Source organism: Gephyromycinifex aptenodytis (genome assembly GCF_012277275.1).
GTDB lineage: Bacteria > Actinomycetota > Actinomycetes > Actinomycetales > Dermatophilaceae > Gephyromycinifex > Gephyromycinifex aptenodytis.
The window spans coordinates 3298095-3321112 of the sequence record NZ_CP051155.1 but is presented as its reverse complement, the minus strand read 5'-3'; the positions used below and the strand labels follow the sequence as shown (position 1 = coordinate 3321112).

20 protein-coding genes are annotated in these 23018 nt (G+C 66.8%); 11 read left to right on the top strand and 9 right to left on the bottom strand.

Translation table 11 applies throughout. The features are described from left to right. Positions 1-50 precede the first annotated feature (50 nt). The 3 genes from G9V96_RS14315 to G9V96_RS14305 form a co-directional block, all read right to left on the bottom strand. Positions 51-1844, bottom strand: a complete 1794-nt coding sequence (locus tag G9V96_RS14315; RefSeq protein WP_168583638.1) for a proline--tRNA ligase — start codon at positions 1842-1844, stop codon at positions 51-53. A 132-nt stretch (positions 1845-1976) separates the two neighbouring features. Continuing rightward, positions 1977-2429, bottom strand: coding sequence for a PTS sugar transporter subunit IIA (locus G9V96_RS14310; RefSeq protein WP_168583637.1), 453 nt, complete (start codon positions 2427-2429; stop codon positions 1977-1979). Continuing rightward, positions 2426-2656, bottom strand: coding sequence for a glucose PTS transporter subunit EIIB (locus G9V96_RS14305; RefSeq protein WP_168583636.1), 231 nt, complete (start codon positions 2654-2656; stop codon positions 2426-2428). Before G9V96_RS14305 ends, G9V96_RS14310 begins: the two co-directional genes overlap by 4 nt. Positions 2657-2844: 188 nt before the next feature. Between G9V96_RS14305 and G9V96_RS14300 the strand changes: the two genes are divergently transcribed. Together G9V96_RS14300 and G9V96_RS14295 are read left to right on the top strand one after the other, a co-directional pair. Then, the gene (locus G9V96_RS14300) at positions 2845-3633 is read left to right on the top strand and encodes a GntR family transcriptional regulator (RefSeq protein WP_168583635.1); all 789 of its coding nucleotides are present in this window, start codon (positions 2845-2847) and stop codon (positions 3631-3633) included. Continuing rightward, positions 3630-4898, top strand: a complete 1269-nt coding sequence (locus G9V96_RS14295; RefSeq protein ID WP_168583634.1) for a PTS transporter subunit EIIC — start codon at positions 3630-3632, stop codon at positions 4896-4898. Before G9V96_RS14300 ends, G9V96_RS14295 begins: the two co-directional genes overlap by 4 nt. Before the next feature lie 168 nt (positions 4899-5066). On the opposite strand, the gene G9V96_RS14290 is transcribed toward G9V96_RS14295, so the two are convergent. From G9V96_RS14290 to G9V96_RS14270, 5 genes are all read right to left on the bottom strand, one after another. Next, complete coding sequence (locus tag G9V96_RS14290) at positions 5067-5981, bottom strand: GNAT family N-acetyltransferase (protein WP_168583633.1); 915 nt, start codon at positions 5979-5981, stop codon at positions 5067-5069. 15 nt (positions 5982-5996) lie between these two features. After that, positions 5997-7160, bottom strand: coding sequence for a flavodoxin-dependent (E)-4-hydroxy-3-methylbut-2-enyl-diphosphate synthase (gene ispG / locus G9V96_RS14285; protein WP_168583632.1), 1164 nt, complete (start codon positions 7158-7160; stop codon positions 5997-5999). Positions 7161-7251: 91 nt separating this feature from the next. Further along, positions 7252-8604 carry a M50 family metallopeptidase gene (locus tag G9V96_RS14280; protein WP_226913337.1) on the bottom strand — a complete coding sequence of 451 codons (1353 nt, stop codon included), beginning with the start codon at positions 8602-8604 and terminating at the stop codon, positions 7252-7254. 12 nt (positions 8605-8616) lie between these two features. After that, positions 8617-9852 carry a 1-deoxy-D-xylulose-5-phosphate reductoisomerase gene (gene dxr / locus G9V96_RS14275; RefSeq protein ID WP_168583631.1) on the bottom strand — a complete coding sequence of 412 codons (1236 nt, stop codon included), beginning with the start codon at positions 9850-9852 and terminating at the stop codon, positions 8617-8619. A gap of 279 nt (positions 9853-10131) precedes the next feature. Next, positions 10132-11595, bottom strand: coding sequence for an NAD-dependent succinate-semialdehyde dehydrogenase (locus tag G9V96_RS14270; protein WP_168583630.1), 1464 nt, complete (start codon positions 11593-11595; stop codon positions 10132-10134). Positions 11596-11752: 157 nt separating this feature from the next. Here G9V96_RS14270 and G9V96_RS14265 point away from each other — a divergent pair, with 157 nt between their 5' ends. Further along, the gene (locus G9V96_RS14265) at positions 11753-11929 is read left to right on the top strand and encodes a hypothetical protein (protein WP_168583629.1); all 177 of its coding nucleotides are present in this window, start codon (positions 11753-11755) and stop codon (positions 11927-11929) included. 66 nt (positions 11930-11995) lie between these two features. Here the strand turns inward: G9V96_RS14265 and G9V96_RS14260 are convergent, their stop codons facing one another. Then, on the bottom strand, positions 11996-13441 hold the full coding sequence (locus G9V96_RS14260; protein WP_168583628.1) for a gamma-aminobutyraldehyde dehydrogenase: 1446 nt from the start codon (positions 13439-13441) through the stop codon (positions 11996-11998). Positions 13442-13662: 221 nt separating this feature from the next. On the opposite strand from G9V96_RS14260, the gene G9V96_RS14255 reads away from it, so the two are divergent. The 8 genes from G9V96_RS14255 (at position 13663) to G9V96_RS14220 (ending at position 23003) form a co-directional block, all read left to right on the top strand. Continuing rightward, on the top strand, positions 13663-14151 hold the full coding sequence (locus G9V96_RS14255; RefSeq protein ID WP_168583627.1) for an Lrp/AsnC family transcriptional regulator: 489 nt from the start codon (positions 13663-13665) through the stop codon (positions 14149-14151). After that, positions 14148-15584 carry an aspartate aminotransferase family protein gene (locus G9V96_RS14250; RefSeq protein WP_168583626.1) on the top strand — a complete coding sequence of 479 codons (1437 nt, stop codon included), beginning with the start codon at positions 14148-14150 and terminating at the stop codon, positions 15582-15584. The genes G9V96_RS14255 and G9V96_RS14250 overlap by 4 nt, the downstream gene beginning before the upstream one ends. Positions 15585-15745: 161 nt before the next feature. Continuing rightward, on the top strand, positions 15746-17152 hold the full coding sequence (locus G9V96_RS14245) for a flavin monoamine oxidase family protein (protein ID WP_168583625.1): 1407 nt from the start codon (positions 15746-15748) through the stop codon (positions 17150-17152). Continuing rightward, positions 17149-18039 carry a universal stress protein gene (locus G9V96_RS14240; protein ID WP_168583624.1) on the top strand — a complete coding sequence of 297 codons (891 nt, stop codon included), beginning with the start codon at positions 17149-17151 and terminating at the stop codon, positions 18037-18039. The genes G9V96_RS14245 and G9V96_RS14240 overlap by 4 nt, the downstream gene beginning before the upstream one ends. Then, entirely contained in the window at positions 18036-19550 is a 1515-nt protein-coding gene (locus G9V96_RS14235; protein ID WP_168583623.1) for an APC family permease, read from the top strand. The genes G9V96_RS14240 and G9V96_RS14235 overlap by 4 nt, the downstream gene beginning before the upstream one ends. A 377-nt stretch (positions 19551-19927) precedes the next feature. Continuing rightward, entirely contained in the window at positions 19928-20992 is a 1065-nt protein-coding gene (locus G9V96_RS14230) for an efflux RND transporter periplasmic adaptor subunit (protein WP_168583622.1), read from the top strand. Then, positions 20989-21813, top strand: a complete 825-nt coding sequence (locus G9V96_RS14225; RefSeq protein WP_226913336.1) for an ABC transporter ATP-binding protein — start codon at positions 20989-20991, stop codon at positions 21811-21813. The genes G9V96_RS14230 and G9V96_RS14225 overlap by 4 nt, the downstream gene beginning before the upstream one ends. Beyond that, complete coding sequence (locus G9V96_RS14220) at positions 21810-23003, top strand: ABC transporter permease (RefSeq protein WP_168583621.1); 1194 nt, start codon at positions 21810-21812, stop codon at positions 23001-23003. The genes G9V96_RS14225 and G9V96_RS14220 overlap by 4 nt, the downstream gene beginning before the upstream one ends. Positions 23004-23018 lie beyond the last annotated feature (15 nt).

The following is a 23018-nucleotide window of genomic DNA, read 5'->3' as shown; positions in this document are numbered from 1 at the left end:
CCGAAAGCCGCCCCAGAGTCAGGGCGGCTCGTCGGTCGTGGCGCAACAGATCAGTCGGAAGCGACCTCGGCACGGATCTCAGGCACCAGGCTGTCTACTGCGACCTCGCGGCGCACGCCACTGCGACGGTCCTTGATCTCCACGACCCCATCGACCAGACCCCGCCCGACGACGACGATCGTGGGGACACCGAGGATCTCGGCATCCTTGAACTTGACCCCGGGGCTGACCTTGGGCCGGTCGTCATAGATGACGTCCAGGCCGGCCGCCGACAGTTGCTGGGACAGATCGGCGGCAGCCTCGAAGATGGCGGCGTCCTTACCGGTCGCGACCAGGTGCACATCGGCCGGTGCCACGTTGCGCGGCCAGATCAAGCCGGCCTCGTCGCAGTTGCTCTCGGCGATGGCGGCTACCGCTCGAGACACGCCGATGCCGTAGCTGCCCATCGTCACCGTGACGAGCTTTCCGTTGACGTCGAGCACCTGCAGGCCGAGCGCCTCGGCGTATTTACGCCCCAGCTGGAAGATGTGCCCCATCTCGATACCGCGGGCGGTGCGCAGCACCCCGGCCCCGTCGGGACTGGTGTCGCCGTCTCGCACCTCCGCAGCCTGAATGTAGCCGTCCGCGGTGAAGTCACGACCGTGGACGAGATTGATCACGTGGTAACCGGCCCGGCCCGCACCGGTCACCCATGCCGAGCCGAGCCCGACTCGAGGATCGAGCAGGTAGCGCACCCCGCGCTGTTCTTCGCCTTCGCCGCGTAGGCCCAGCGACGCCGGCCCGATATAGCCCCGGACGAGTTCGGGATGGGCCGCGAAGTCTGCCTCCGTGGTCTCACTGATCTCGGCCGGAGCGACCTGCGCTTCCAACCGCTTGGCATCGACCTGGCGGTCGCCGGGTAGACCGATCGCGAGCAGCTCGCGGCGCCCGTCCGGGTGCACCAGCGCGACGACGACGTTCTTCAACGTGTCCGCGGCGCCCCAGGGGCGAGCGTCGGAGCGAGGGTGCTTCTCGTTCAAGAACGCGACGAGCGAATCGATGGTCGGGGTGTCGGGCGTCTCGACATCGCTAGCTGCCGGGATAGCGGCCACCACGTCCTGGGGAACCTCCGGCGCCGGAGGAACCTCGACCGCCTCCACATTGGCCGCGTAGCCGGTCTCGTCGCAGCGCACGAAGGTGTCCTCACCGAACTCCGAGACCGCCAGGAACTCCTCGCTGGCGCTGCCGCCCATTGCGCCAGAGGTCGCTTTGACGATGACGTATTCGAAGCCCAGCCGATCAAAGATCTTGATGTAGGCCTCGCGGTGGCGCTGGTAGGAGGCCTCCAGGCCGGCGTCGTCGATGTCGAAGCTGTAGGAGTCCTTCATGATGAACTCGCGGCCGCGCAGCAGGCCAGCTCTCGGCCGCGCTTCGTCGCGGTACTTGGTCTGGATCTGGTAGAGCGCCAGCGGCAGGTCCTTGTACGAGGAGTACATGTCCTTGACTGCGAGGGTGAACATCTCTTCATGAGTCGGCCCGAGCAGCATGTCGGCGCCCTTGCGGTCCACCAGCCGGAACAGGTTGGAGCCATATTCGGTCCACCTGTTGGTGGCCTCATAGGGCTCACGGGGAAGCAGCGCCGGAAAGGACAGCTCCTGGGCGCCCATCGCGTCCATCTCTTCCCGGACGATCCCCTCGACCTTGCGCAGCACCCGCAGCCCTAGCGGTAGCCAGGTGTACACCCCGGGGGCGACCCGACGCACATACCCGGCGCGGACGAGGAGTTTGTGACCGGGCATCTCCGCATCGGCGGGGTCTTCGCGCAGGGTCCGCACGAATAGGGACGACAGGCGCTGCACAGACACGGTGAACTCCTCAGAGATGGTGATGCGATCTGCGCTGAGGATATCCGCAGCGCAACCCCTCGCCGCCGCGGACCGGGCATGTCGCCACCGCGTATCGGGTTCGACGTGCGGATGGGATGGTCGAAGCGAGCCTCAGTCGCCCCAGGTGAACACCGCCTCACCGGAGCTCACCTGCTCCCCGATGCGCTCGCAGTGGACCGCGCCGGGCGCGGTGTCCAGCACACACAGCAGCACCATCGGGTCGCGTCCGCCGGCTTCGACCTCAGCCGGGTTCCAACGCACCAAGGGCTCCCCGCTGCGCACCTGGGCCTTCTCCTGAATAAGGACCTCGAAGCCCTCGCCGTGCAGTTGCACAGTGTCCAGTCCGAGGTGGACCAACACGCCGCTGCCGTCCGCGGCCTGAATGGCCATCGCGTGCGGGTGGGCTTTGACTACCGTGCCGGCCACGGGTGCGACCGCGGTGATCGGCTCCCGGGGCGGGTCGATGCTGATTCCGGAGCCCACCATCTCAGCCGCGAAGACCGGATCGGCCACGTCAGCCAGCTTGCCTACCTGCCCGGCGCAGGGCGCGACGACCTCGATCACATCAAGTCCTCGATGTCTTCAGCCAGGTTGTCTGCCTCAGGACCGACGACGACCTGGATGATCTGGCCGGCCTCGACGACGCCATGCGCCCCGGCAGCCTTCAGCGCAGCAGCATCGACCAGCGACGCGTCCTTCACCTGGGTGCGCAGCCGAGTGATGCACGGCTCGATCTCAACGATGTTCTCAGCCCCGCCGAGCCCGGCGAGGATCTGTTCCGCCTTGGTCATGATGCGTCCCTTCGCTCCGACCGAAGTCCGTCGCCTCGGCACGTTGGTCCCAGTGTGCGACGTGCCCGCCTCATACGAAACTGTTGCGACTCGCTTGACAGTTCCGCGCCCGCGGGCGCACAGTCACACGACTGGACCGTACCAGTCCAGACCAGTGACGGTGGGGCCATAGGGCGATGGAGTCGACGATGGAGTTGCGCACCGCGGCGGGTCGAGGCGCGATGCCCAAGCACTCCCAGGTTCGGGAGGCGCTGGAGCACCTGTGCCACACGCAACTACGCGCCGACGACGCCATCCCCTCCGAGCGCGAACTCATGGCGACGTTCGAGGTCTCCCGCGCGACGATCCGTCGGGCCATCGGGGATCTGGTCACCGAGGGCGTGTTGGTGCGCAGCCCCGGACGCGGCACCTTCGTGGCTCCGCAGCGCATCGATTCCCACCTGCATCTGGCCTCCTTCACCCAGGACATGCGCAAACGCGGACACCTGCCCGCAACCATGCAGCTCAGCCTCACCCGTGAGCGCCCACCGGCGCGGGTCGCGGCGTTCTTCCAGAGCCCGCCCACCGAACCGCATTGGCTCCTGGAACGGCTTCGGCTCGCTGACGGCGAACCGATGGCCTACGAGATCGGTTGGTATAACGCGGCGCTGACTCCCGGCCTGGACCAGATGGATCCGGCAGCCTCGCTGTATGAGACGTTCGCCGCCGACTACGGCCTCACCGTAGACACCGCTGAACAACTCGCCTATGCACGCACCGTCGCGGGCCACCAGGCACGCTGCCTGGAGGTCCCTGAGGGTCATCCAGTTCTCGCTTTCGATCGGCAATCGTGCTCACAGCGGCGCCCGTTGGAAATGATGACCAGTCTGTATCGCGGTGACCGTTACCGCGTCCACATGTCGCTCGACCTTTCGATGGCGAGCGAGCGCACCCACGCGCGGGGGTTTGCCCCGCCACAGAAAGGAAACACTCCATGAGCACTGCGGACGCGGCAGCTTCGCCGCCCCCAAGCAAGAGGCCAAAGGTCAATCTCGCCCCTGTTCAGAAGTTCGGCCGAAGCCTCATGCTGCCGATTGCGGCGCTGCCCGTGGCCGGTCTCATGCTGCGTTTGGGCTCCCCCGACATGCTCGGGGCGGACGGGCTGGGCTTCACCACCGCAGCTCCGGTCATCATGGCGGCGGGTAACGCCCTGTTCGCAAACCTGCCGCTGCTGTTCGCGCTCGGCATCGCCATCGGCATGGCCAAGAAGTCCGACGGCTCCACGGCGCTGGCAGCCGTAGTGGGTTACCTCACCTTCAAAGCGGTGGGCGACGCGATGAGCCCCGCCATTCTCGGCGCCCCCGCCGATGGCGAAGAGCAGCAACTCATCAACTTCGGTGTCCTCGGCGGCATCCTCATCGGCCTGCTGGCCGCTTTCTTGTGGCAGCGCTACCACCGCATCAAACTCCCCGCGTACCTGGCCTTCTTCGGCGGGCGCCGTTTCGTACCGATCATCACCGCGTTCGGTGCGCTGATCCTGTCGGTGCTGCTCTCCTTCACCTACCCGGCGTTCAACGCCGTCCTCACCGGGGTCGGTGAGTGGGTGGGCCAGAACGCCGTCTTGGGCGGTTTCGTTTACGGCACCGCAAACCGGTTGCTCATCCCGCTGGGTCTGCACCACATTCTCAACTCGGTGCCGTGGTTCATCCTCGGTGACTTCACCAACAGCGCCGGCGTGGTCGTGCACGGCGATATCGCCCGGTTCCTTTCTGGCGACTCGACCGCCGGTGCCTACATGACCGGGTTCTTCCCGGTGATGATGTTCGGTCTGCCGGCTGCCGCGTTGGCCATCGCCCACGAGGCCAAGCCTGCGGCGAAGAAGGCCACCACCGGCCTGATGCTCTCGGTCGCGTTGACGGCCGTGCTGACCGGGATCACCGAACCGTTGGAGTTCGCGTTCATGTTCGTGGCGTTCCCGCTGTATGTAGTGCACGCCCTCCTTACCGGGTTGTCGCTGGCGATCGTCAACTTCCTCGGTATCCGGATGGGTTTCAGCTTCTCAGCAGGATTGACCGACATGGTCATCAACTGGCGGATTTCGGAACAGCCGTGGCTGCTGGTGGGTATCGGCTTGATTTATGCGGTCGTGTACTACCTGCTCTTCCGCTTCATCATCCGCAAGTGGAATCTGCGCACCCCGGGCCGAGAAGAAGAAACGGTCGAGGGCACCAACGACAGCGCCGGCTCCCTCATCGATCAGTGATCTGAGGTCCTTGGGACAATCGAACGCGGCGTGTGAAGGTCTCCTTCACACGCCGCGTTCGTGCCTGGTCGCCCGTGGCCACTCGAAATCGGCCGCGAGTGGATCGAGAGCACCCCGAGTCTGGCGCGAGGCCCGAGAACTCAGAACTCAGAACTCAGAACTCAGAACTCAGAACAGGATGGTGGCGAAGGCGCCGACGGTGTCGAACCCGACCCGTTCGTAGGTGGCTATCGCCGGATGGTTGAAGTCGTTGACATAGAGCGTCACGAGCGGGGCGACCTGCGAGGCGAGCTCGACCACTGCGGCCATTGCCGGGGCGGCGATCCCCCGTCCGCGCATCGCCGGGTCCACCCACACTCCTTGGATCTGGGCCGCACCCACTCCGGCTGAGCCGATGTCGGCTTTGAAGATCACCTGCTCGTCCTGAACCAACACGAAGCTGTGTCCGCGGGAGATGAGGGTGCGCACGTTGTTGCGGTAGCCGATGCGGCCGGCGACGTCCCTAAACGGGGGGTAGCCGATCTCCTCCTCGAACATGGCTGCGGCCGCTGGAGCCAAAATGTCCAGTTCGGCGAATGCCGCCTGGCGCACCCGTGGATCGGGCGCGACGCCGGTGGCCTGCCCCGGAGGGAACGCCATCAGCAATTGGGGGTTACGGATCTCCCGCGGCGCCCGCCACGAGCCCTGCAGCACCCGCCACATCGCCTCGACCGCGCGTTGCGGGCCGAAGATGGAGGAGTACCGGTGCTGGTGGCGCCGCAGCTGACGGGCGAAGGCTTCAGCGGCCTGCTCATCGCAGTTCACCGGCACGATGTTGGCCGATGCCCAGCACAACGCGCTCAAGCGCCCCTGCGGGAAGTAGCCCAGCAACGCGCCACGGGCCTGCTCGAGGTTGACCTCGCCGATCCGAGCCGCCACGTATACCCCGGCGGCAGGATCGAGCGCGCACAGCTCCAGGGCAGCCTCCCGATCGGCCGTCCCCAACGTCCTGACCTCACGAGTTCCCCGCAGCACGCCCACCAGTGTGCCCGGTGGCCTGCTCGGTCGGGGCGAATCGAGCGCGTCGGGCTGAGCCTCAGTCATGGATCAAAGCCGCGATCAACCCACCGACACGCTGGGGCCGTCAGTTCCCTCGGCCGGTTCGCCCATCTCCTCGGCCAGCCGCATGGCCTCCTCGATGAGCGTTTCAACGATCTGGCTCTCCGGGACGGTCTTGATGACCTCGCCCCTGACGAAGATCTGCCCCTTGCCGTTACCGGAAGCGACTCCCAGGTCAGCCTCGCGGGCCTCCCCCGGACCGTTCACGACGCATCCCATGACCGCCACCCGCAGCGGCACCGTCATGCCTTCAAGCCCGGCCGTGACCTGCTCAGCAAGGGTGTACACATCCACCTGGGCGCGCCCGCAGCTCGGACAGCTGACGATCTCCAGCTTGCGCGGCTTCAGGCCCAGGCTCTGCAAGATCTGGTTGCCGACCTTGACCTCCTCGACCGGAGGGGCCGACAACGAAACCCGAATGGTGTCACCGATACCGCGCGAGAGCAGCGCCCCGAACGCCACCGAGGACTTGATCGTTCCTTGGAAGGCGGGCCCGGCTTCGGTCACCCCGAGGTGCAGCGGCCAATCACCGCGCTCGGCGAGCATCTCGTAGGCGCGGATCATCGTCACCGGGTCGTTGTGCTTGACGCTGATCTTGAAGTCGTGGAAATCGTGCTCCTCGAACAGGCTCGCCTCCCACATCGCGGACTCCACGAGTGCCTCAGCGGTCGGCTTGCCGTACTTCTCGTACATGCGCTTGTCGAGGCTGCCCGCGTTCACCCCGATGCGGATGCTCACGCCGGCGTCCTTGGCCTCGCGGGCGATCTGCTTGATCTGGTCGTCGAACTTGCGAATGTTGCCGGGATTGACCCGGACCGCCGCGCACCCGGCTTCGATCGCGGCATAGACGTATTTGGGCTGGAAGTGGATGTCCGCGATGACCGGGATCTGGCTTTTGGCCGCGATCGCGGGCAACGCTTCAGCGTCGTCCTGGCTCGGGCATGCCACTCGGACGATGTCGCAGCCGGTCGCGGTGAGCTCGGCGATCTGTTGCAGCGTGGCGTTGATGTCAGTCGTCGGTGTCGTCGTCATCGATTGCACGGAGACCGGCGCGTCACCGCCCACTTCGACGCTGCCGACCCGGATCTTTCGGGAAACCCGCCGAGGGCTCACGGTGGTGATCGAAGGCGGCGGGACGGAGGGCATGCCGAGAGAGACGCTCATAACGGTCAGTATCTCCCACTGTGATGAGGGCGCGCTGGGCGGTCGACCACTGGCCGGGTGCACCGGCCCCGGGCCGGATCCGTCGTCCGCTTCACAGCCGCACCGGCTTGACGATGTCGGCGTAGATGATGAGCACCGACATGATGATCAACACCACGGAGACGGCGTAGGCGATCGGCAGGCCCTTGGCCACGTCGACATAGCCAGGATCGGGGCGGTGCAAAACCCGGGCGATCGTGCGTTTCAGACCTTCCCAGAGCGCGCCGAGCACGTGTCCGCCATCCAGCGGCATGAGTGGGATGAGGTTGAAGACGAACAGCGCGATGTTGAGGCTGGCCAGCAGGTTGATCAGGAACGGCACCGGCTCGATCTGGTCCAGCATGGGTCCGACGCTCATCCCCGAGGCCTTCTCCCCGGCTAGCCGCCCCACCCCGACGACCGACATCGGGCCTTCCACGTCGCGAGCCTGGCTACCGAATGCAGCTTGCCACACGCCGACCATCTTCTCCGGCAGTCGCAGCAGCACACCGGCGGTGCGGGTGACCATGTCCGCGATCATCGGCGGAGCCTGCCCGATCGGTTGCGGCACGTTGACCAGGATCGGACTCGTCGTGGTGCCGATCAGGCCCACCTTCTCCGTCACCGGGCTCCCAGCCGCGTCCAGTACCGGTTCTCCCTCGGCGTTCAGGGTGGGCACCTGGGTCGCGACCGGCGTCACGTTCAGCCGTACCCGCTCGCCGTCGCGTAGGACGACCATGGCCACAGGTTCCCCGGCGTGCGGACGCACCAAAGCACCGACGTCCACCGGGGTCGTCACCGGTTTTCCGTTGATGGACTCGATCCGGTCAGCGGCCCGCAGTCCCGCTTGGGCGGCGGGGCTGGCCGGTAGCCCCGTGCAGTCTGGAGTGGTACCGCTGAGGGTGGCCGGGGTGATGCACTGCGCAACTGAGGCGACGGCGGCCCCACGAACCTCTGCCACACCGTGAATGGTGACCAGACCGGTGATGAGAACCGCGCCGATCAGCAGGTTCATCACCGGGCCGCCCAGCATCACGACGACCTTCTTCGGCGTGGACAACCGATAGAAGACCCGGTCTTCGTCGCCGGGCTCGATCTCTTCCAGCGCGGCGCTGCGAGCGTCGTCCACCATCGCTGACCACCGGCCGGTGCTGGAGGCCCGCACAGTTCCGTCCGGGTCGCTGGGGCGGGGCGGGAACATCCCGATCATCCGCACGTAACCACCCAACGGAATCGCCTTGATGCCGTATTCGGTCTCACCCCGGCGCCGGGACCAGATCGTGGGACCGAACCCCACCATGTACTGCCGGCATTTGACTCCGAACAGTTTGGCCGGCACCAGGTGACCGATCTCGTGCAGCGCGATCGAAGCCCCGATGCCCAGCACCATGGCAAGAACGCCCAGCAGATACAGCATCAGGCCCATTGGTCCCCCTGGTCAGACGTGGTCATCCTCGAGCGGCTTCAATCCGAGCACGCCGCGAGCATGGGTTCGAGCCCACCTCTCGGCTGCAAGCACTGTCTCAACGTCGCGCACCTCGGTTTTGTTCGCCACCACCTCGGTGCTGGCCTCCCAGTCATCCACCACGCGGGCCAGGGTGTCGACGATGTCGAGGAACCCGATGGCCCCGGCGTGGAAGGCCTCGACACACTCCTCGTTGGCGGCGTTGTAGATCGCGGGATAGGTGCCACCGGCCTGGCCCACCCGGCGCGCCAACCCGACAGCGGGGAAGGCCACTTCGTCCAGGGGGAAGAACTCCCAGGTCGAGGCGGTGCTCCAGTCGCAGCCAGGCGCTGCCTCAGGTACCCGCTCGGGCCAGCCCAAACCAAGGGCGATGGGCAGGCGCATGTCGGGCGGGGAAGCCTGTGCCAGGGTCGAGCCGTCCACGAACTCCACCATCGAGTGCACGATCGACTGCGGGTGGACCACGACATCGATGCGCTCGAACGGGATGTCGAACAGCAGGTGCGCCTCGATCACTTCCAGGCCCTTGTTGACCAGGGTGGCCGAGTTCGTGGTGACAACCTTGCCCATGTCCCAGGTCGGGTGGGCCAACGCCTGCGCCGGGGTGACATCGGCGAGCTGTTCGCGGCTGCGACCGCGGAACGGACCGCCGCTGGCCGTCACGACCAGTCGCCGCACTTCGTCGGAGGAACCTGAGCGAAGGGCCTGAGCCAAGGCCGAATGTTCCGAATCGACCGGCACGATCTGCCCCGGAGCCGCTTTGGAGGTGACGAGTTGGCCGCCGACGATGAGTGACTCTTTGTTCGCCAGAGCCAGGCTTGCGCCTGATTCGAGAGCGGCCAGCGTCGGCAGCAGGCCGATGGAGCCGGTGATGCCGTTGAGCACCACGTCGGCGGGCGCCCCGGCCGCGATGGTGCTTGCGTAGCGGCCTACGACGAGGTCGGGTTGGTAGTCCTTGGCTGCGCTGGTCCCCTGCGTGTGCACCGCTGCGGACAGCGCTTGGTCGAGTTCGTCGCGGGTCGCGCGTGCGACCGCGATCAGCGGCACGTCGAACTCGACGGCTTGGCGGGCAAGCAGATCCAGATCGCTACCGCCTGCGGACAACGCCACGACACGGAACCGGTCGGGATTGCGGCGCACGATGTCCAGCGCTTGGGTCCCGATAGAGCCGGTAGAGCCCAGGACGACGATGTCGCGTAAGTCGGTCATGTGCACATCGTTCCACCCGACCGGGCCGGCGGCGCGCTACCGCCTCCGGTTCGACGCTCCCGGTGCGCCCCGCGCACGCCAGGTATGGCCTGGTCCCGGCGGCGGAGGCCAGGCTGGGCTCGCGGCAGGCAGCGCCGACTCACCACATTGCTGCGCCGACCCGGCACCGCCGCCGCGCCTATGGGTGTTGGTGTACCCGGGCAGACCCACGTTGACTGGCGCTGTCCCGTCGCCGGGTGCGGGCATGAGCGCCCGCACCCGCCTGCGCACGAACGCCGCTCAGAGTTTGAGGCCGATGTACTTGGTCTCCAGGTACTCCTCGATGCCCTCGGCTCCGCCCTCACGGCCCAGGCCGGAATGCTTGACGCCACCGAAGGGCGCAGCCGGGTTGGACACCACACCCGCGTTGAGTCCGACCATTCCGAACTCCAGCGCCTCGGCGACCCGGATTGCCCGGGAGACATCGCGGGTGAAGACGTACCCGATGAGACCGAACCGGCTGGCATTGGCCATTTCGATGGCCTGGGCCTCATCGGCGAAGGTGCGGATCGGGGCCACCGGGCCGAAGATCTCCTCGGCGACCAGCTCGGCTTCGGCGGGAACATCCAGCAGCACGGTGGGCGGGTAGAAGTGACCCGCGCCCGGCATCGGCTCGCCGCCGCAGCGCAGCGTCGCGCCCTTGTCGATCGCGTCCTGGACCAGCCCGTGGACACCGTCGACAGCTTTGGCGTCGATGAGCGGACCGACGGTGACGCCCTCCTCGGTGCCGCGCCCGATCTTCATCGCCGTCATGCGCTCCACGAGCCGTTCGGAGAATTCCTCGGCCACCGATTCGTGGACGATGAACCGGTTGGCGGCCGTGCACGCCTCACCGATGTTGCGCATCTTGGCCAGCATCGCGCCCTCGACCGCCTCGTCGAGGTCGGCGTCCTCGAAGACCAGGAAGGGCGCGTTGCCGCCGAGTTCCATCGACACTTTCAATACCTGCTGGGCGGACTGCTCGATGAGCTTCTGGCCCACCGGCGTCGAACCGGTGAAGGTGACTTTGCGCAGCCGAGAATCGGCCATCAACGTCCCCATCGCCTCGCCGGTGTGGGAGGTGGTGACTACGTTGACGACCCCGTCCGGCAAGCCGCACTCCGTCAGGATCTGCACGAGCAGCAACATCGTCAGCGGGGTCTGCGAAGCCGGCTTGACGACACAGGTGCACCCGGCCGCTAGCGCCGGGCCGATCTTGCGGGTGCCCATCGCCAGCGGGAAGTTCCACGGCGTGATCATCAGCGTCGGCCCGACCGGGTGCTTGGTGGTGATGAGCCGGGTGCCGCCGGTGGGCGCCACGGAGTACTGACCCGAGATGCGGACCGCTTCTTCGGCGAACCACCGGAAGAACTCGGCGCCGTAGGTGACCTCACCCTTGGCCTCGGCCAGCGGCTTGCCCATCTCCAAGGTCATCAGCAGTGCGAAGTCGTCGGCGCGGGCGGTGATCGCCTCGAAGGCGCGGCGCAGGATCTCGGAGCGTTCCCGCGGATCGGTTGCCGCCCAACTCGCCTGCGCGGCAGCCGCAGCATCGAGCGCTTCAACGCACTCGGCCACGCTGGCGTCGGCCACCTGGGCCAGAACCTCGCCGGTGGCGGGGTCCTCGACGTCGATCAGGGCGCCGTCAGCGGCTTGACGCCACTGACCGCCGATAAACAAACCGGTCGGAACCTGTTCGAGCAACGTCGTTTCCGCGTGTGCATTCATGTTTTCATCCTGTCAGTCGTGGGTGTCCTGCTGAAGACAAGATCACACCGTTGGTCACCGGGAGTCGCCTTCCCCCTCCCCCTTGCAGCCGCGGGCACGGGTAGCCTCGCAAGCAGCGGGTTCCCGCAGACGGTTGCCGAACGAGGAGTAGAGGGACATGGCCAAAGACGAGGGGCTCAGCATCGGGTACCGCATGGGGTGGAACATCCGTAGGGCCGTCATGTCGGTCCTCGGCCCTGCCCAGCTCGGTGAGGACGACCCGATGGAGCGTCTGAACGTCGAGCGGCGCAACAAGGTCGCCGAGGCGCGCGCGAAGAAGAACTCTGGGCGTTGAGCGGTTACGCCCTGCCATGAGCAACGGCCTACACCCTGGCGGTGCAGGCCGTTGCTCATCTGCGGATCAGCCCAGCGAAGCCATCACGTGCTTGATTCGGGTGTAGTCCTCGAACCCGTACATCGACAGGTCCTTGCCGTACCCGGAGTGCTTGAACCCGCCGTGCGGCATCTCGGCCACGAGCGGGATGTGGGTGTTGATCCACACGCAGCCGAAGTCCAGACGCTTGCTCATCCGCAACGCCCGGCTCACATCGGCGGTCCACACGCTGCTGGCCAGGCCGTAGCGCACCCCGTTGGCCCACTGCAGGGCCTCTGCCTCGTCGGAGAACTTCTGCACGGTGATGACCGGGCCGAAGATTTCGTCCTGGACCGCCTCATCGTCCTGGCGCAACCCCGAGACCACGGTGGGCTGCAGGTAGAAACCTTCACCCATGCCACCCTCGGTGAGGCGCTCACCCCCGCTGAGTCGGGCGTGATCGGGTAGCCGCTCCAGGAAGCCGGTGACATGCGAGAGCTGGTTGCTGTTGTTGACCGGGCCCAGCAGCGCGTCCTCGTTCTCGGGTAGACCCACGACCGCGTTGGCTGCGAATTCGTTGAGGGCGGCGACGAAGTCGTCGTGAATGCCGGGGGCGACCAACACCCGGGTGGCCGCGGTGCAGTCCTGCCCGGCGTTGAAGTAGCCCGCGGTGCCGATGCCCTCGATAGCCGCTTCGATGTCGGCGTCGTCGAACACGATGACCGGCGCTTTCCCGCCCAGTTCCAGGTGCACCCGTTTGACGTCGCGTGCGGCCGTCTCGGCGACCTGCATCCCGGCCCGGACCGAGCCGGTGATGGAGACCATCTGCGGGATGGGGTGTTCGATTAGTGCCCGGCCGGTGTTGCGGTCACCGGTGACGACGTTGAATACGCCCGGGGGCAGGAATTCGGCGGCGATCTGCGCCATCCGCAGCGTGGTCTCGGGGGTGGTGTCGCTCGGCTTGAGCACCACCGTGTTGCCTGCGGCCAGCGCCGGGGCGAACTTCCACACCGCCATCATCATCGGGTAGTTCCACGGGGTGACCTGGCCGATGACGCCGACGGGTTCCCGGCGGATCCAGGAGGTGTGCCCCTCCATGTACTCGGCGCTGGCGCGTCCTTCCAGGATGCGAGCGGCGCCGGCGAAGAAGCGGATCTGGTCGGCCATCACCGGCACCTCTTCGGAGGCGGTCAGGGCGTACGGCTTACCGGTGTTCTCGGCCTCCAGGCGAACCAGTTCGTCGCCGTGCTCTTCGATCGCGTCGGCGATCTTCAGCAGCGCGCTCTGCCGTTGCCCCGGGGTGGTCTCCCCCCAGGACTCGAAGGCGCGGGCGGCGGCGGTGTAGGCCCGGTCGACGTCAGCAGCGCTGGAGCGAGGCGAAGACGCCACGACCTGCCCCGTCACCGGGCTGACCACATCGAAGCGCTCGTCGCTGTCGGCCTCGACGAACTCTCCGTCGATGAAGTTGCGCAGGTTTCGTGGTGTTTCGGTCATCGAGAACTCCTTCGATCCACCCGGGAACGGGATGTCGATCAGGGTCAGAGCAACACAGCCCACACCAAGCGGGCCTGGGTGGTGTCACTGTAGCGAGCATCCGACGGTTTCAATAGGTCAACGGAAACAGATCAACGGATTGCTGGCCTCAGAGGCGCCCAAACCACTGAAAGCACTGCTGAACCCTTGCCTGATCCCTGATTCCGTGGCAACCTCACGCCATGCAGAGCGAGGAACCACCCGAAGAGCACCGTGCTTCCGTCTCTGGCCTGGATGCGATCAGTCGCAGAATCATCGAGCGGCTGCAACAGGATGGACGCGTCTCCTACGCGGCGATCGCGCGCGAGGTCGGGTTGTCCGAGGCCGCCGTTCGCGGCCGCGTGCAACGCCTCCTGGACTCCGAAGTCATGCAGATCGTGGCGGTCACCGACCCCCTCCAGGTGGGTTTTCGGCGCCAGGCGATGGTGGCGGTCAAGGTCATGGGTGAACTCGAACCGGTGGCCAACGCGCTCGCTTCGATGCCCGAAGTCTCGTACGTCGTGGCCACAGCCGGCAGCGTCGACGTCCTGGCGGAAGTGATCTGTGAGGACGACGACCAGCTACTCGAAGTCCTCAGCCGGCGGATTCGGATGATTCCCGGCGTTGCCGCCACCGAGACCTTCGTCTACCTCAAACTCCACAAACAGCACTACGACTGGGGAACTCGATGACCACGACAAGCACCCCGCCCACCGGTTGCGAGCGCCGCACGCGCGCCGGGACGCCCTATGCCGAGGCTGCGCGAGACAACCTCTGGATGCATTTCACCCGCCACTCCACCTACGAGCCCGGGGACGGGACGGGGGCAGCAGCCTCGCAACCTCCGGTGATCGTCCGCGGTGAAGGTGCCTACATCTACGACGACGCAGGGCGGCGCTATCTGGACGGGCTTGCCGGCCTGTTCACCGTGCAAGTAGGTCACGGCCGCGCCGAACTGGCCGAGGCCGCTGCACGGCAGATGGAGCAGCTGGCCTACTTCCCGCTGTGGTCCTACGCCCACCCCCAGGCCATCGAACTGGCAGAGCGGTTGGCCTCGCACGCCCCCGGCGACCTCAACCGGGTTTTCTTCACCACCGGGGGCGGCGAAGCCGTCGAGTCGGCGTGGAAACTGGCCAAGCAGTACTACAAGCTCATCGGAAAACCGACCAAGCACAAGGTCATCAGCCGCGCCGTCGCCTACCACGGCACGCCCCAGGGCGCGTTGGCGATCACCGGAATCCCCTTCGCTCGCGCCCCGTTCGAGCCGCTGGTTCCCGGCGCGTTCAAGGTGCCGAACACCAACCTGTACCGAGCCCCTGAAGAGCTACGGGAAGACGAGAAGAAGTTCGGCCGCTGGGCAGCCGAGCGCATCGCCGAGGCGATCGAGTTCGAGGGGCCGGATACGGTCGCCGCGGTTTTCCTGGAGCCGGTGCAGAACTCCGGGGGCTGCTTCCCTCCCCCGCCCGGCTATTTCGAGCGGGTCCGTGAGATCTGCGACGAGTACGACGTGCTCCTGGTATCAGATGAGGTTATCTGCGCCTTCGGGCGCATCGGTGAGATCTTCGCCTGCCAGGACTTCGGCTACGTGCCCGACATCATCACCTGCGCCAAGGGGATGACCAGCGGGTATGCCCCCCTCGGGGCGATGATCGCCAGCGAGCGGCTCTTCGAGCCGTTCCGCAGCGGCATGACAACCTTCCCGCACGGCTACACCTTCGGTGGACATCCCGTCTCGGCTGCGGTGGCGATGGCCAACCTGGACATCTTCGAGCGGGAAGGCCTGGTGGAACATGTCCATCAGAACGCTCCCCTGTTCCGAGCCACCCTGGAGCGCCTGAGCGACCTGCCACTGGTCGGCGACGTGCGCGGCGCCGGTTACTTCTACGGCCTGGAACTCGTCAAGGACAAAGCCACGCGGGAGACCTTCGATGAGGATGAGTCTGAGCGACTCCTGCGCGGATTCCTCTCCGGGGCGCTCATGGAGGCAGGACTGTATTGCCGGGCCGACGACCGAGGCGACCCGGTCATCCAACTCGCCCCTCCGCTCATCATCGGCCAGGCCGAATTCGACGAGATCGAGAGCATCCTGCGTGATGTCCTCACCCGAGCTGAGCACCTGCTCTGAGGCGGGTCGCCCCCCTGGAGCTGACCAGTTCACCTGAACAGTGCAGCCCTCTTGCCCACTGGGCGTGACCGCGCGCTCCACCACCGGACCTTCGCGCGCACCCAACCGCAACCTTGTCGCGTTCTGTGCAAGAACGCGACGTACAACCCTCAAGGAGCACCATGAACACCCTTCACCGTGACACCGTCATCGTCGGAGCCGGAGCGTGCGGTCTCAGCGCCGCGAACCGGCTGCGGGAAGCCGGCCGCAGCGTCGTCGTGCTGGAGGCACGCGATCGGGTCGGCGGACGGACCTGGACCTCTCACATCGATGGCGCCATGCTCGAAATCGGCGGGCAGTGGGTCTCCCCCGACCAGACCGAGTTGTTGCAACTCATCGACGAGCTCGGGTTGTCCACATTCACCCGCTACCGCGAGGGCGAGTCGGTATACATCGACCCCAACGGCACCGCGACGCGCTTCAGCGGCGAGGACTTCCCCTGCAGCCCCGCCACGGTGGAGGCGATGAACACCCTGATCGCCGAGCTCGATGAACTCGCCGCCCAAATCGGCCCCGAGGAGCCGTGGGCGCACCCGCGCGCTCGCGAGCTGGACACCGTCTCCTTCGCCGACTGGCTGCGCTCGCGCTGCGAGGATGAGGAAGCCTGCCGCAACATCGGCTTCTTCATCGCCGGCGGCATGTTGACCAAACCCGCACACGCCTTCTCGGCGTTGCAGGCCGTGCTCATGGCAGCCTCGGCGGGTTCGTTCTCCCACCTTGTCGATGAGGACTTCATCCTGGACCGCCGCGTCGTCGGCGGCATGCAGCAGGTCAGCGAACGACTGGCGCAGCGACTCGGGGATGAGGTGTTGCTCAGTCACCCCGTGCGGACTGTGAGCTGGCGTGAAGGCGACAGCGGCGACGGGCAGGACTCGCCGGCTCGGGTCGAGGTCGTAGCCGACGGCCCGGACGGCCCGGTGAGTGTGCAGGCCCGCCACGTCATCCTGGCCATCCCACCGAACCTGTACTCGCGCATCTCCTACGAGCCGCCGTTGCCGCGCCGCCAGCACCAGATGCATCAGCATCAGTCGTTCGGTCTGGTCATCAAGGTGCATGCGGTCTACGAGCGTCCGTTCTGGCGCGAGGCAGGACTGTCCGGGACCGGCTTCGGCTGCACCCAACTCGTGCAGGAGGTGTACGACAACAGCAACCACGAGGACGAGCGCGGCACCCTGGTCGCCTTCGTGCCAGACGAACGCGCCGACGAGGCGTTCAGCATGGACGCCCAGCAGCGCCGCGAAGCGATCTTGTCCTCTATCGCGGCCTATCTCGGCCCCGAAGCATTGAATCCGGTGGTCTACTACGAATCGGACTGGGGAAGCGAAGAATGGACCCGCGGCGCGTACGCCACGAGTTTCGACCTCGGCGGACTGCACCGCTACGGCGCTGACATGCGCAAACCTGTCGGGCCGATGTACTTCGCCTCCTCGGACCTGGCAGCCGAGGGCTACCAGCACGTCGACGGCGCAATCCGGATGGGTCGGCGCACCGCGCAGGCCATCCTCGACTCGGACGGAGCTTCCTCATGAAATACCTCGTCGCCTACACCGCTCACGACCGCGGCCGGGACGCCCTGCGTTTGGGGATCGCCCTCGCGCAGGCGTTCGGTGCCGAACTGGAACTGGTAACCATCGTGCGCCGCCACGACCCGTATGCACCCGCTTACCCACCGGTGGGCCACACCGAGGTCATCCTGGCCAAGCAGATGACGGAATGGCTGCAGGAGGCCGCCGCCGAGGTTCCGAAGGAGATCACCACCCGAACCCAGGTGCGGTTCGCGGCTTCCGTCGCTGCCGGTATCGAAGACGCCGCCCAGGCGTTGGGATGTGGGCTGATCATCGTCGGCGGCAGCAGCGCCAGCCGCATCCGTAAGCACGCCTTGGGCACGGTCGGAACGACCCTGGTGCACTCCTCCAGCGTCCCGGTTGCCCTAGCTCCTCGGGGTTACACCGCTGCAGGTCCCATCGGCCACATCGATGTCGCAGTCGGAACCAGGGAGGGTGCCCAGCAGGTGGTCAGCGAAGCGGTGGAGGTCGCCGTGCGACGTTCGCTGCCGGTGCGCCTGCTCACCCTCGTCGACACCAGCGCCCAGGCAGATCCCGAGGCCGCAGCCGCTGAGCGGGAAGCCACCCAGGACACGATCCGCACGCTGCTGGAACGCGCTGTGGCGCAATACGGCCAGCCCCCCTCGGTCGAGATCGACATCGCCTCGGGATCCGACGTCCCGGCAGCGGTGCGCAGCGCCTCCTGGAAGGACAACGCGATCCTGCTCGTGGGCTCCAGCCGGATGGCAGAGCACCGCAGGATCTTCCTGGGTTCGACCGCGAGCCGGATGTTGCGCGAACTGCAGGTCCCGGTCGTGGTCATCCCCCGCGGCGAGCGCCTCTCCTACCCCGGGCATGAGGCGACCCTATGAGCACAGCCGCCCACGTGAGCACCGAGTCTGAGGACAACACCACGAGCAAGGGGCTCTCCGGCAACAGCGTCGGCCTTGTCGCGGCGGTCTTCATCGGCATCTCCTGCATCGCCCCGGCCTACACCCTCAGCGGGGCGCTCGGTCCGACGGCCTCGGTCGTCGGCGATCACATGCCGGCCATCCTGCTCGTCGGGTTCATCCCGATGCTGCTGGTGGCGATCGGGTACCGCGAGCTGAACAAGGCCATGCCGGACAGCGGTACCACGTTCACGTGGGCGACGCGCGCCTTCGGTCCGTGGGTCGGCTGGATGGGCGGTTGGGGTCTACTGGCCGCCACTGTGCTGGTGCTGTCGAACCTGGCGGGAATCGCCGTCGACTTCTTCTACCTGGCGCTGGCCCAGCTCAGCGGCCGCCCCGAACTGGCCGAGCTGGCCCGTAACGTGCCGGTCAACATCGGCACCTGCTTCGTGTTCATGGCCGCCGCTTGCTACATCTCCTATCGCGGTATCGAGGCCACGAAGTCGCTGCAGTACGGGCTCGTCACGTTCCAGGTCGTCGTGCTGCTCTGGTTCGCTATCAGCGCGCTGTCGCACGTGCGCAACGGCACCGCCTTCGATGCCCACGTGCCGTCTCTGGAGTGGTTCAACCCGCTGGGAGTGCCCTCGATGTCGGCCTTCGCGGCCGGAGTCTCGCTGTCGGTCTTCATCTATTGGGGTTGGGATGTCGTCCTGACGATGAGCGAAGAGTCGACGGAGGCCACGGTGACTCCCGGGCGAGCTGCCACCGGGACGATCGGCGTCATCGTCGTGCTGTATCTCATCGTGGCCACCGCAACGTTGGCGTTCGCCGGTACCGGTAGCGGCGAGTTGGGCTTGGGCAACGAAAGCATCCAGGAGAACATCCTGGCAACCTTGGCCGGTCCGGTCATGGGCCCGGCGGCGATCTTCATGTCGCTGGCGGTTCTGGCCAGTTCGACGGCATCGCTGCAGTCCACGTTCGTCTCCCCCGCCCGCACCTTGCTGGCGATGGGGTACTACGGCGCGCTGCCTGCGCGCTTCGCGAGCATCAGTCCTCGGTTCCAATCCCCCGCCTACGCCACTTTCGTCTCGGCGGGGATCTCCTTCGGCTTCTACGCGATCATGCGGGCGATCAGCGAGGCCGTGCTCTGGGACACCATCACAGCGCTCGGCATGATGGTCTGCTTCTACTACGGAGTCACCGCGCTGGCCTGCGTCTGGTACTTCCGCCGGACATCGTTTCAGTCCTGGCGGCACGCCTGCACCCAGCTCATCTGCCCGTTGCTGGGCGGGGTGTTGCTGCTGATGTTCTTCGTGACGACCTCGATCGACAGCATGGACCCGAACTACGGCTCCGGCTCGTCCCTGTTCGGGCTGGGCCTGGTGTTCGTTCTCGGTGTCGCGGTGATGGCGCTCGGCGTGGCGACGATGCTGCTGATGCGGGTCCGCTACCCGAAGTTCTTCCGCTCGGGAATCGCGCGCGTCGAAATCTGAGCGGCATGATCGGGACCTGTCGTCACGGCACCTGAGACGACGGCCCGCAATGCATACCCGGAACAGGCCGGGGCCCCTGCGGTCCCGGCCTGTTCCATGCCGCGGCCGGCCCTGGCAGCTCGAAGGTGGACCTTCTGCACGGCGTCTCCGGCGAACGACCCGGGCATCATCCTGAAGTCGCACGAAGTTGCTCCGAAAATCACCCTGTCGGGGCATGTGCCGCAAAGCAATCGACGGCAGACTTGCTGCGGAGTCGCTAACTGGCGCGCCGTCCCCCGGGTGCGGCGCGGTCGCCGCTGCGCGTGTCTGCCGGGCGAGTTCCGCCTGGGTTGTCATCACGAGGAACTGAGGTTCGGGTGGACGCCATACGTCGCTACGTGTTTCCCATCGTCTGGATGGTCCTGGTCGCGGTGATCGCGGCGTCGCTGGCCAAGATGGCCTTCTTCGGCCCGACGAGCGAAGCTGGGGGAAACGACGGCGCAGCGCCGAGCGCCGACTTCGACGAGTTCGCCGCGGTGGCGGTCGCCAAGGGCGACATCACCTCCACGCTGGAGTTGCCCGCCACCGTTCAAGCCGACCCCGGAGCCACGGTGGCGGCCACCCATGCGGGTGAGGTCAACAAGATCTGGGTGGCAAACGGCGACACCATCAGTAAGGGCGACCCGATTCTGCAGGTGCGCGCCCCCAAAGAATCGATGCTCGCTCCCCCGGCTGAACCGGCCGGTTCCGATCCGGCCGCCGCCCCCGCCGCGCCGGTACAACCCAAGCCGGAGTTCACGTATCACACGCTGTACGCCCCGCGCTCGGGCACGGTGCGCGCGCTGAGCGCTGTCAACGGGCAGACCGTGGAGGTCGGTGCCAACGTCGCCACGTTGTCCCCCGGTACGTACTCCAGCACCGCAGCGCTCACCCCGCAGCAACACCTGCAGCTCCTGGACCGTGACGTCGCGGCCAGCGCCGAACTGCCCACCAGTACAGCACCCGTCCCCTGTGACTCACCCAAGGTCGAAGAGGACGAGACCGCCGCTAACGCCCCCGCCGCCGATCCCATGAATCCGGTGGAGCAGATGGGCATGCCCGGGATGGGTGGCGACGCGCCGGCGACCTCCAGCGCCCACCTGCTCTGCCCGATGCCTTCCTCGGCCAAGGTGGTGCCAGGCCTCAGCGTCAAGGTCAAGGTCGACCTCGGCAGCGCCAAGGGTGTGCTCACTCTGCCCACCACCGCGGTGCAGGGCGTCGGGGATCAGGGCTCGGTGTTCCTGCTGGACCCGGTGGGTGGGGAGCCCACCGCCCACCCGGTCACCCTCGGTCTGCGCGGGAAGGACACCGTGCAGGTCGTCAAGGGGCTCAAAGCCGGCCAGAAGGTCCTGCAGTTCGTCCCTGGCATCGACAGTCCGGAGGACCCGATGGGCGGCGGAATGAACGGCGGCACGGGCTGGTGAGCACCCTCGACCCAGCGCCGTTGCTGCAGATGCGCGCCGTCACCAGATCAGTGCGCCTGCCCAGCCGCGACATGCTGCACATCCTGCGCGGCATCGACCTGGACGTCTACCCCGGGGATCACGTGGCCGTGGTGGGTCGCTCCGGCTCGGGCAAGACCACCCTGATGAATCTGCTCGGGCTCATCGACCGGCAGACCAGCGGCGAACTGCTGCTGCACGGCGAGGATGTCTCCCAGATGAGCGACAACCGCCGGGCCCGCCTACGCGGGCGCACCGTCGGCTTCGTCTTCCAACAGTTCAACCTCCTGGAGGGCCGCACCGCTGTGGAGAACGTCATGATGCCGCTGCTGTACGGCAACGCCCGGCAGTTCCTGAACCGCGAGCGGCTGGCGATGGAGATGCTGGAGCGGGTGGGGTTGGCCCAGCGCGCGCAGCAGAAGCCCAACCGCCTCTCCGGCGGCGAACAGCAACGGGTGGCGGTGGCCCGGGCGCTGGTGCGGCGTCCCACGCTGATCCTGGCCGACGAACCGACCGGTGCACTGGACGTCACCACCGGCGAAGCCGTGATGGCTTTGCTGGACGAGATCGCCCGCGAGTCTGACGCGGCTCTAGTCACCATCACCCACGACCTCCAAGTGGCGGCGCTCTCGCAGCGCTCCTACCTGCTGGACGAAGGGGTCCTGCACGACGTCGAGCAGCAGCACATCGACGCCAGCCTGGCTGGAACACACGGCATCCGGGCCAGCCGTGCGGCCGTCACCACGCCAGCACCAGCCGGCTCGTTGGCTTGCGGCCACGACGATTCGGCGGACGCGCCATGATCGGTATTCTCGCTTCGATCGTTGAGGCCTACGGTGAACTGCGGGTCAACAAGGGGCGAGTGCTGCTCTCCCTCATCGGCGTAGCCGTGTCGGTCTTCGCGATGACCACCGTGTTGGGCGCCGGAGAAATGCTCCGCAACTCCATGCAGCAGTCGTTCGAACGTATCTCCGGGCGCGAGGCCACGCTCGTCATTCAGGGGATGGGGGCGTCCTCGAGCGGGGCCAGCGATGCTCATGTGCTTGAGGCCTTGGACCGTCTCGGCGTCGAACACCGCTCCCGCAGTATGGATACCCAGTTGGGGGTGCAGACCGGGCGCGGGGTCTTCCAGGCGGACGTGAAGGCCGTGGACCCCGCCTACGGCGACATGTTTCGAATCCGGGTCGACCAGGGCCGCTGGCTGGACAAGAACGATCAGGTGCGGCTATCACCGGTCGCCGTCGTCAACGAGCGCCTCTACGACAAGATCGGGCGCCCCCCGCTCGGCACGGCACACCTGAGCGCCTACGGCCCGAACCGTGAGGCGGCCGTGCAGTTCAGCGTCATCGGTGTGTTGCCCGCCGAGCCAGGCGAGGAACGTCTGCTCGCCTATCTACCGGTGGAAGCGTTGGCGCAGTTTCCGGCAAGCGTGACCGAGAACGTGATCAGCAGGAGCTACTACGCCTGGGTTCCGCCAGAGTCGGTTGAACCCGTGCAGGCGCGCCTAGCCACCCTGCTACGCGACGTCCCCGGCGGCCCGTTCGACACCTTCACTAACAGCACGAACCTCGACGAGATGGGCTTTCGCCAGATGGAGTACGGGCTTGTCGGGGTCGCCGCAGCGCTGCTCCTGCTCGGTGCCCTAGGCCTGGTCAACATCTCTTTGGTGACGGTGCGCTACCGGATGCGCGAGATCGGCATCCGTCGCTCCTACGGCGCCACAGGTCTGCGGATCTTCGTCGGGGTGTTGATGGAGTCGGTGGTGGCGACCGTGCTGGCCGGGGCGATCGGTGTCACCGCCGCCATCGCGCTGGTCCGCTCCCCGTTCGTCACTGGGCTCTTCCGCGACATCGGCCTGATAGACCTGCCTCCGTTCCCGATATCGGCGGTGCTGATCGGGTTGGCTGCCGCCACCATCGTGGGGGCCCTCGCCGGGATCATTCCGGCGCTCATCGCCACCCGCATCAAGGTCATCGACGCCATCCGCGCCTGAGACAACGCCAAGGGA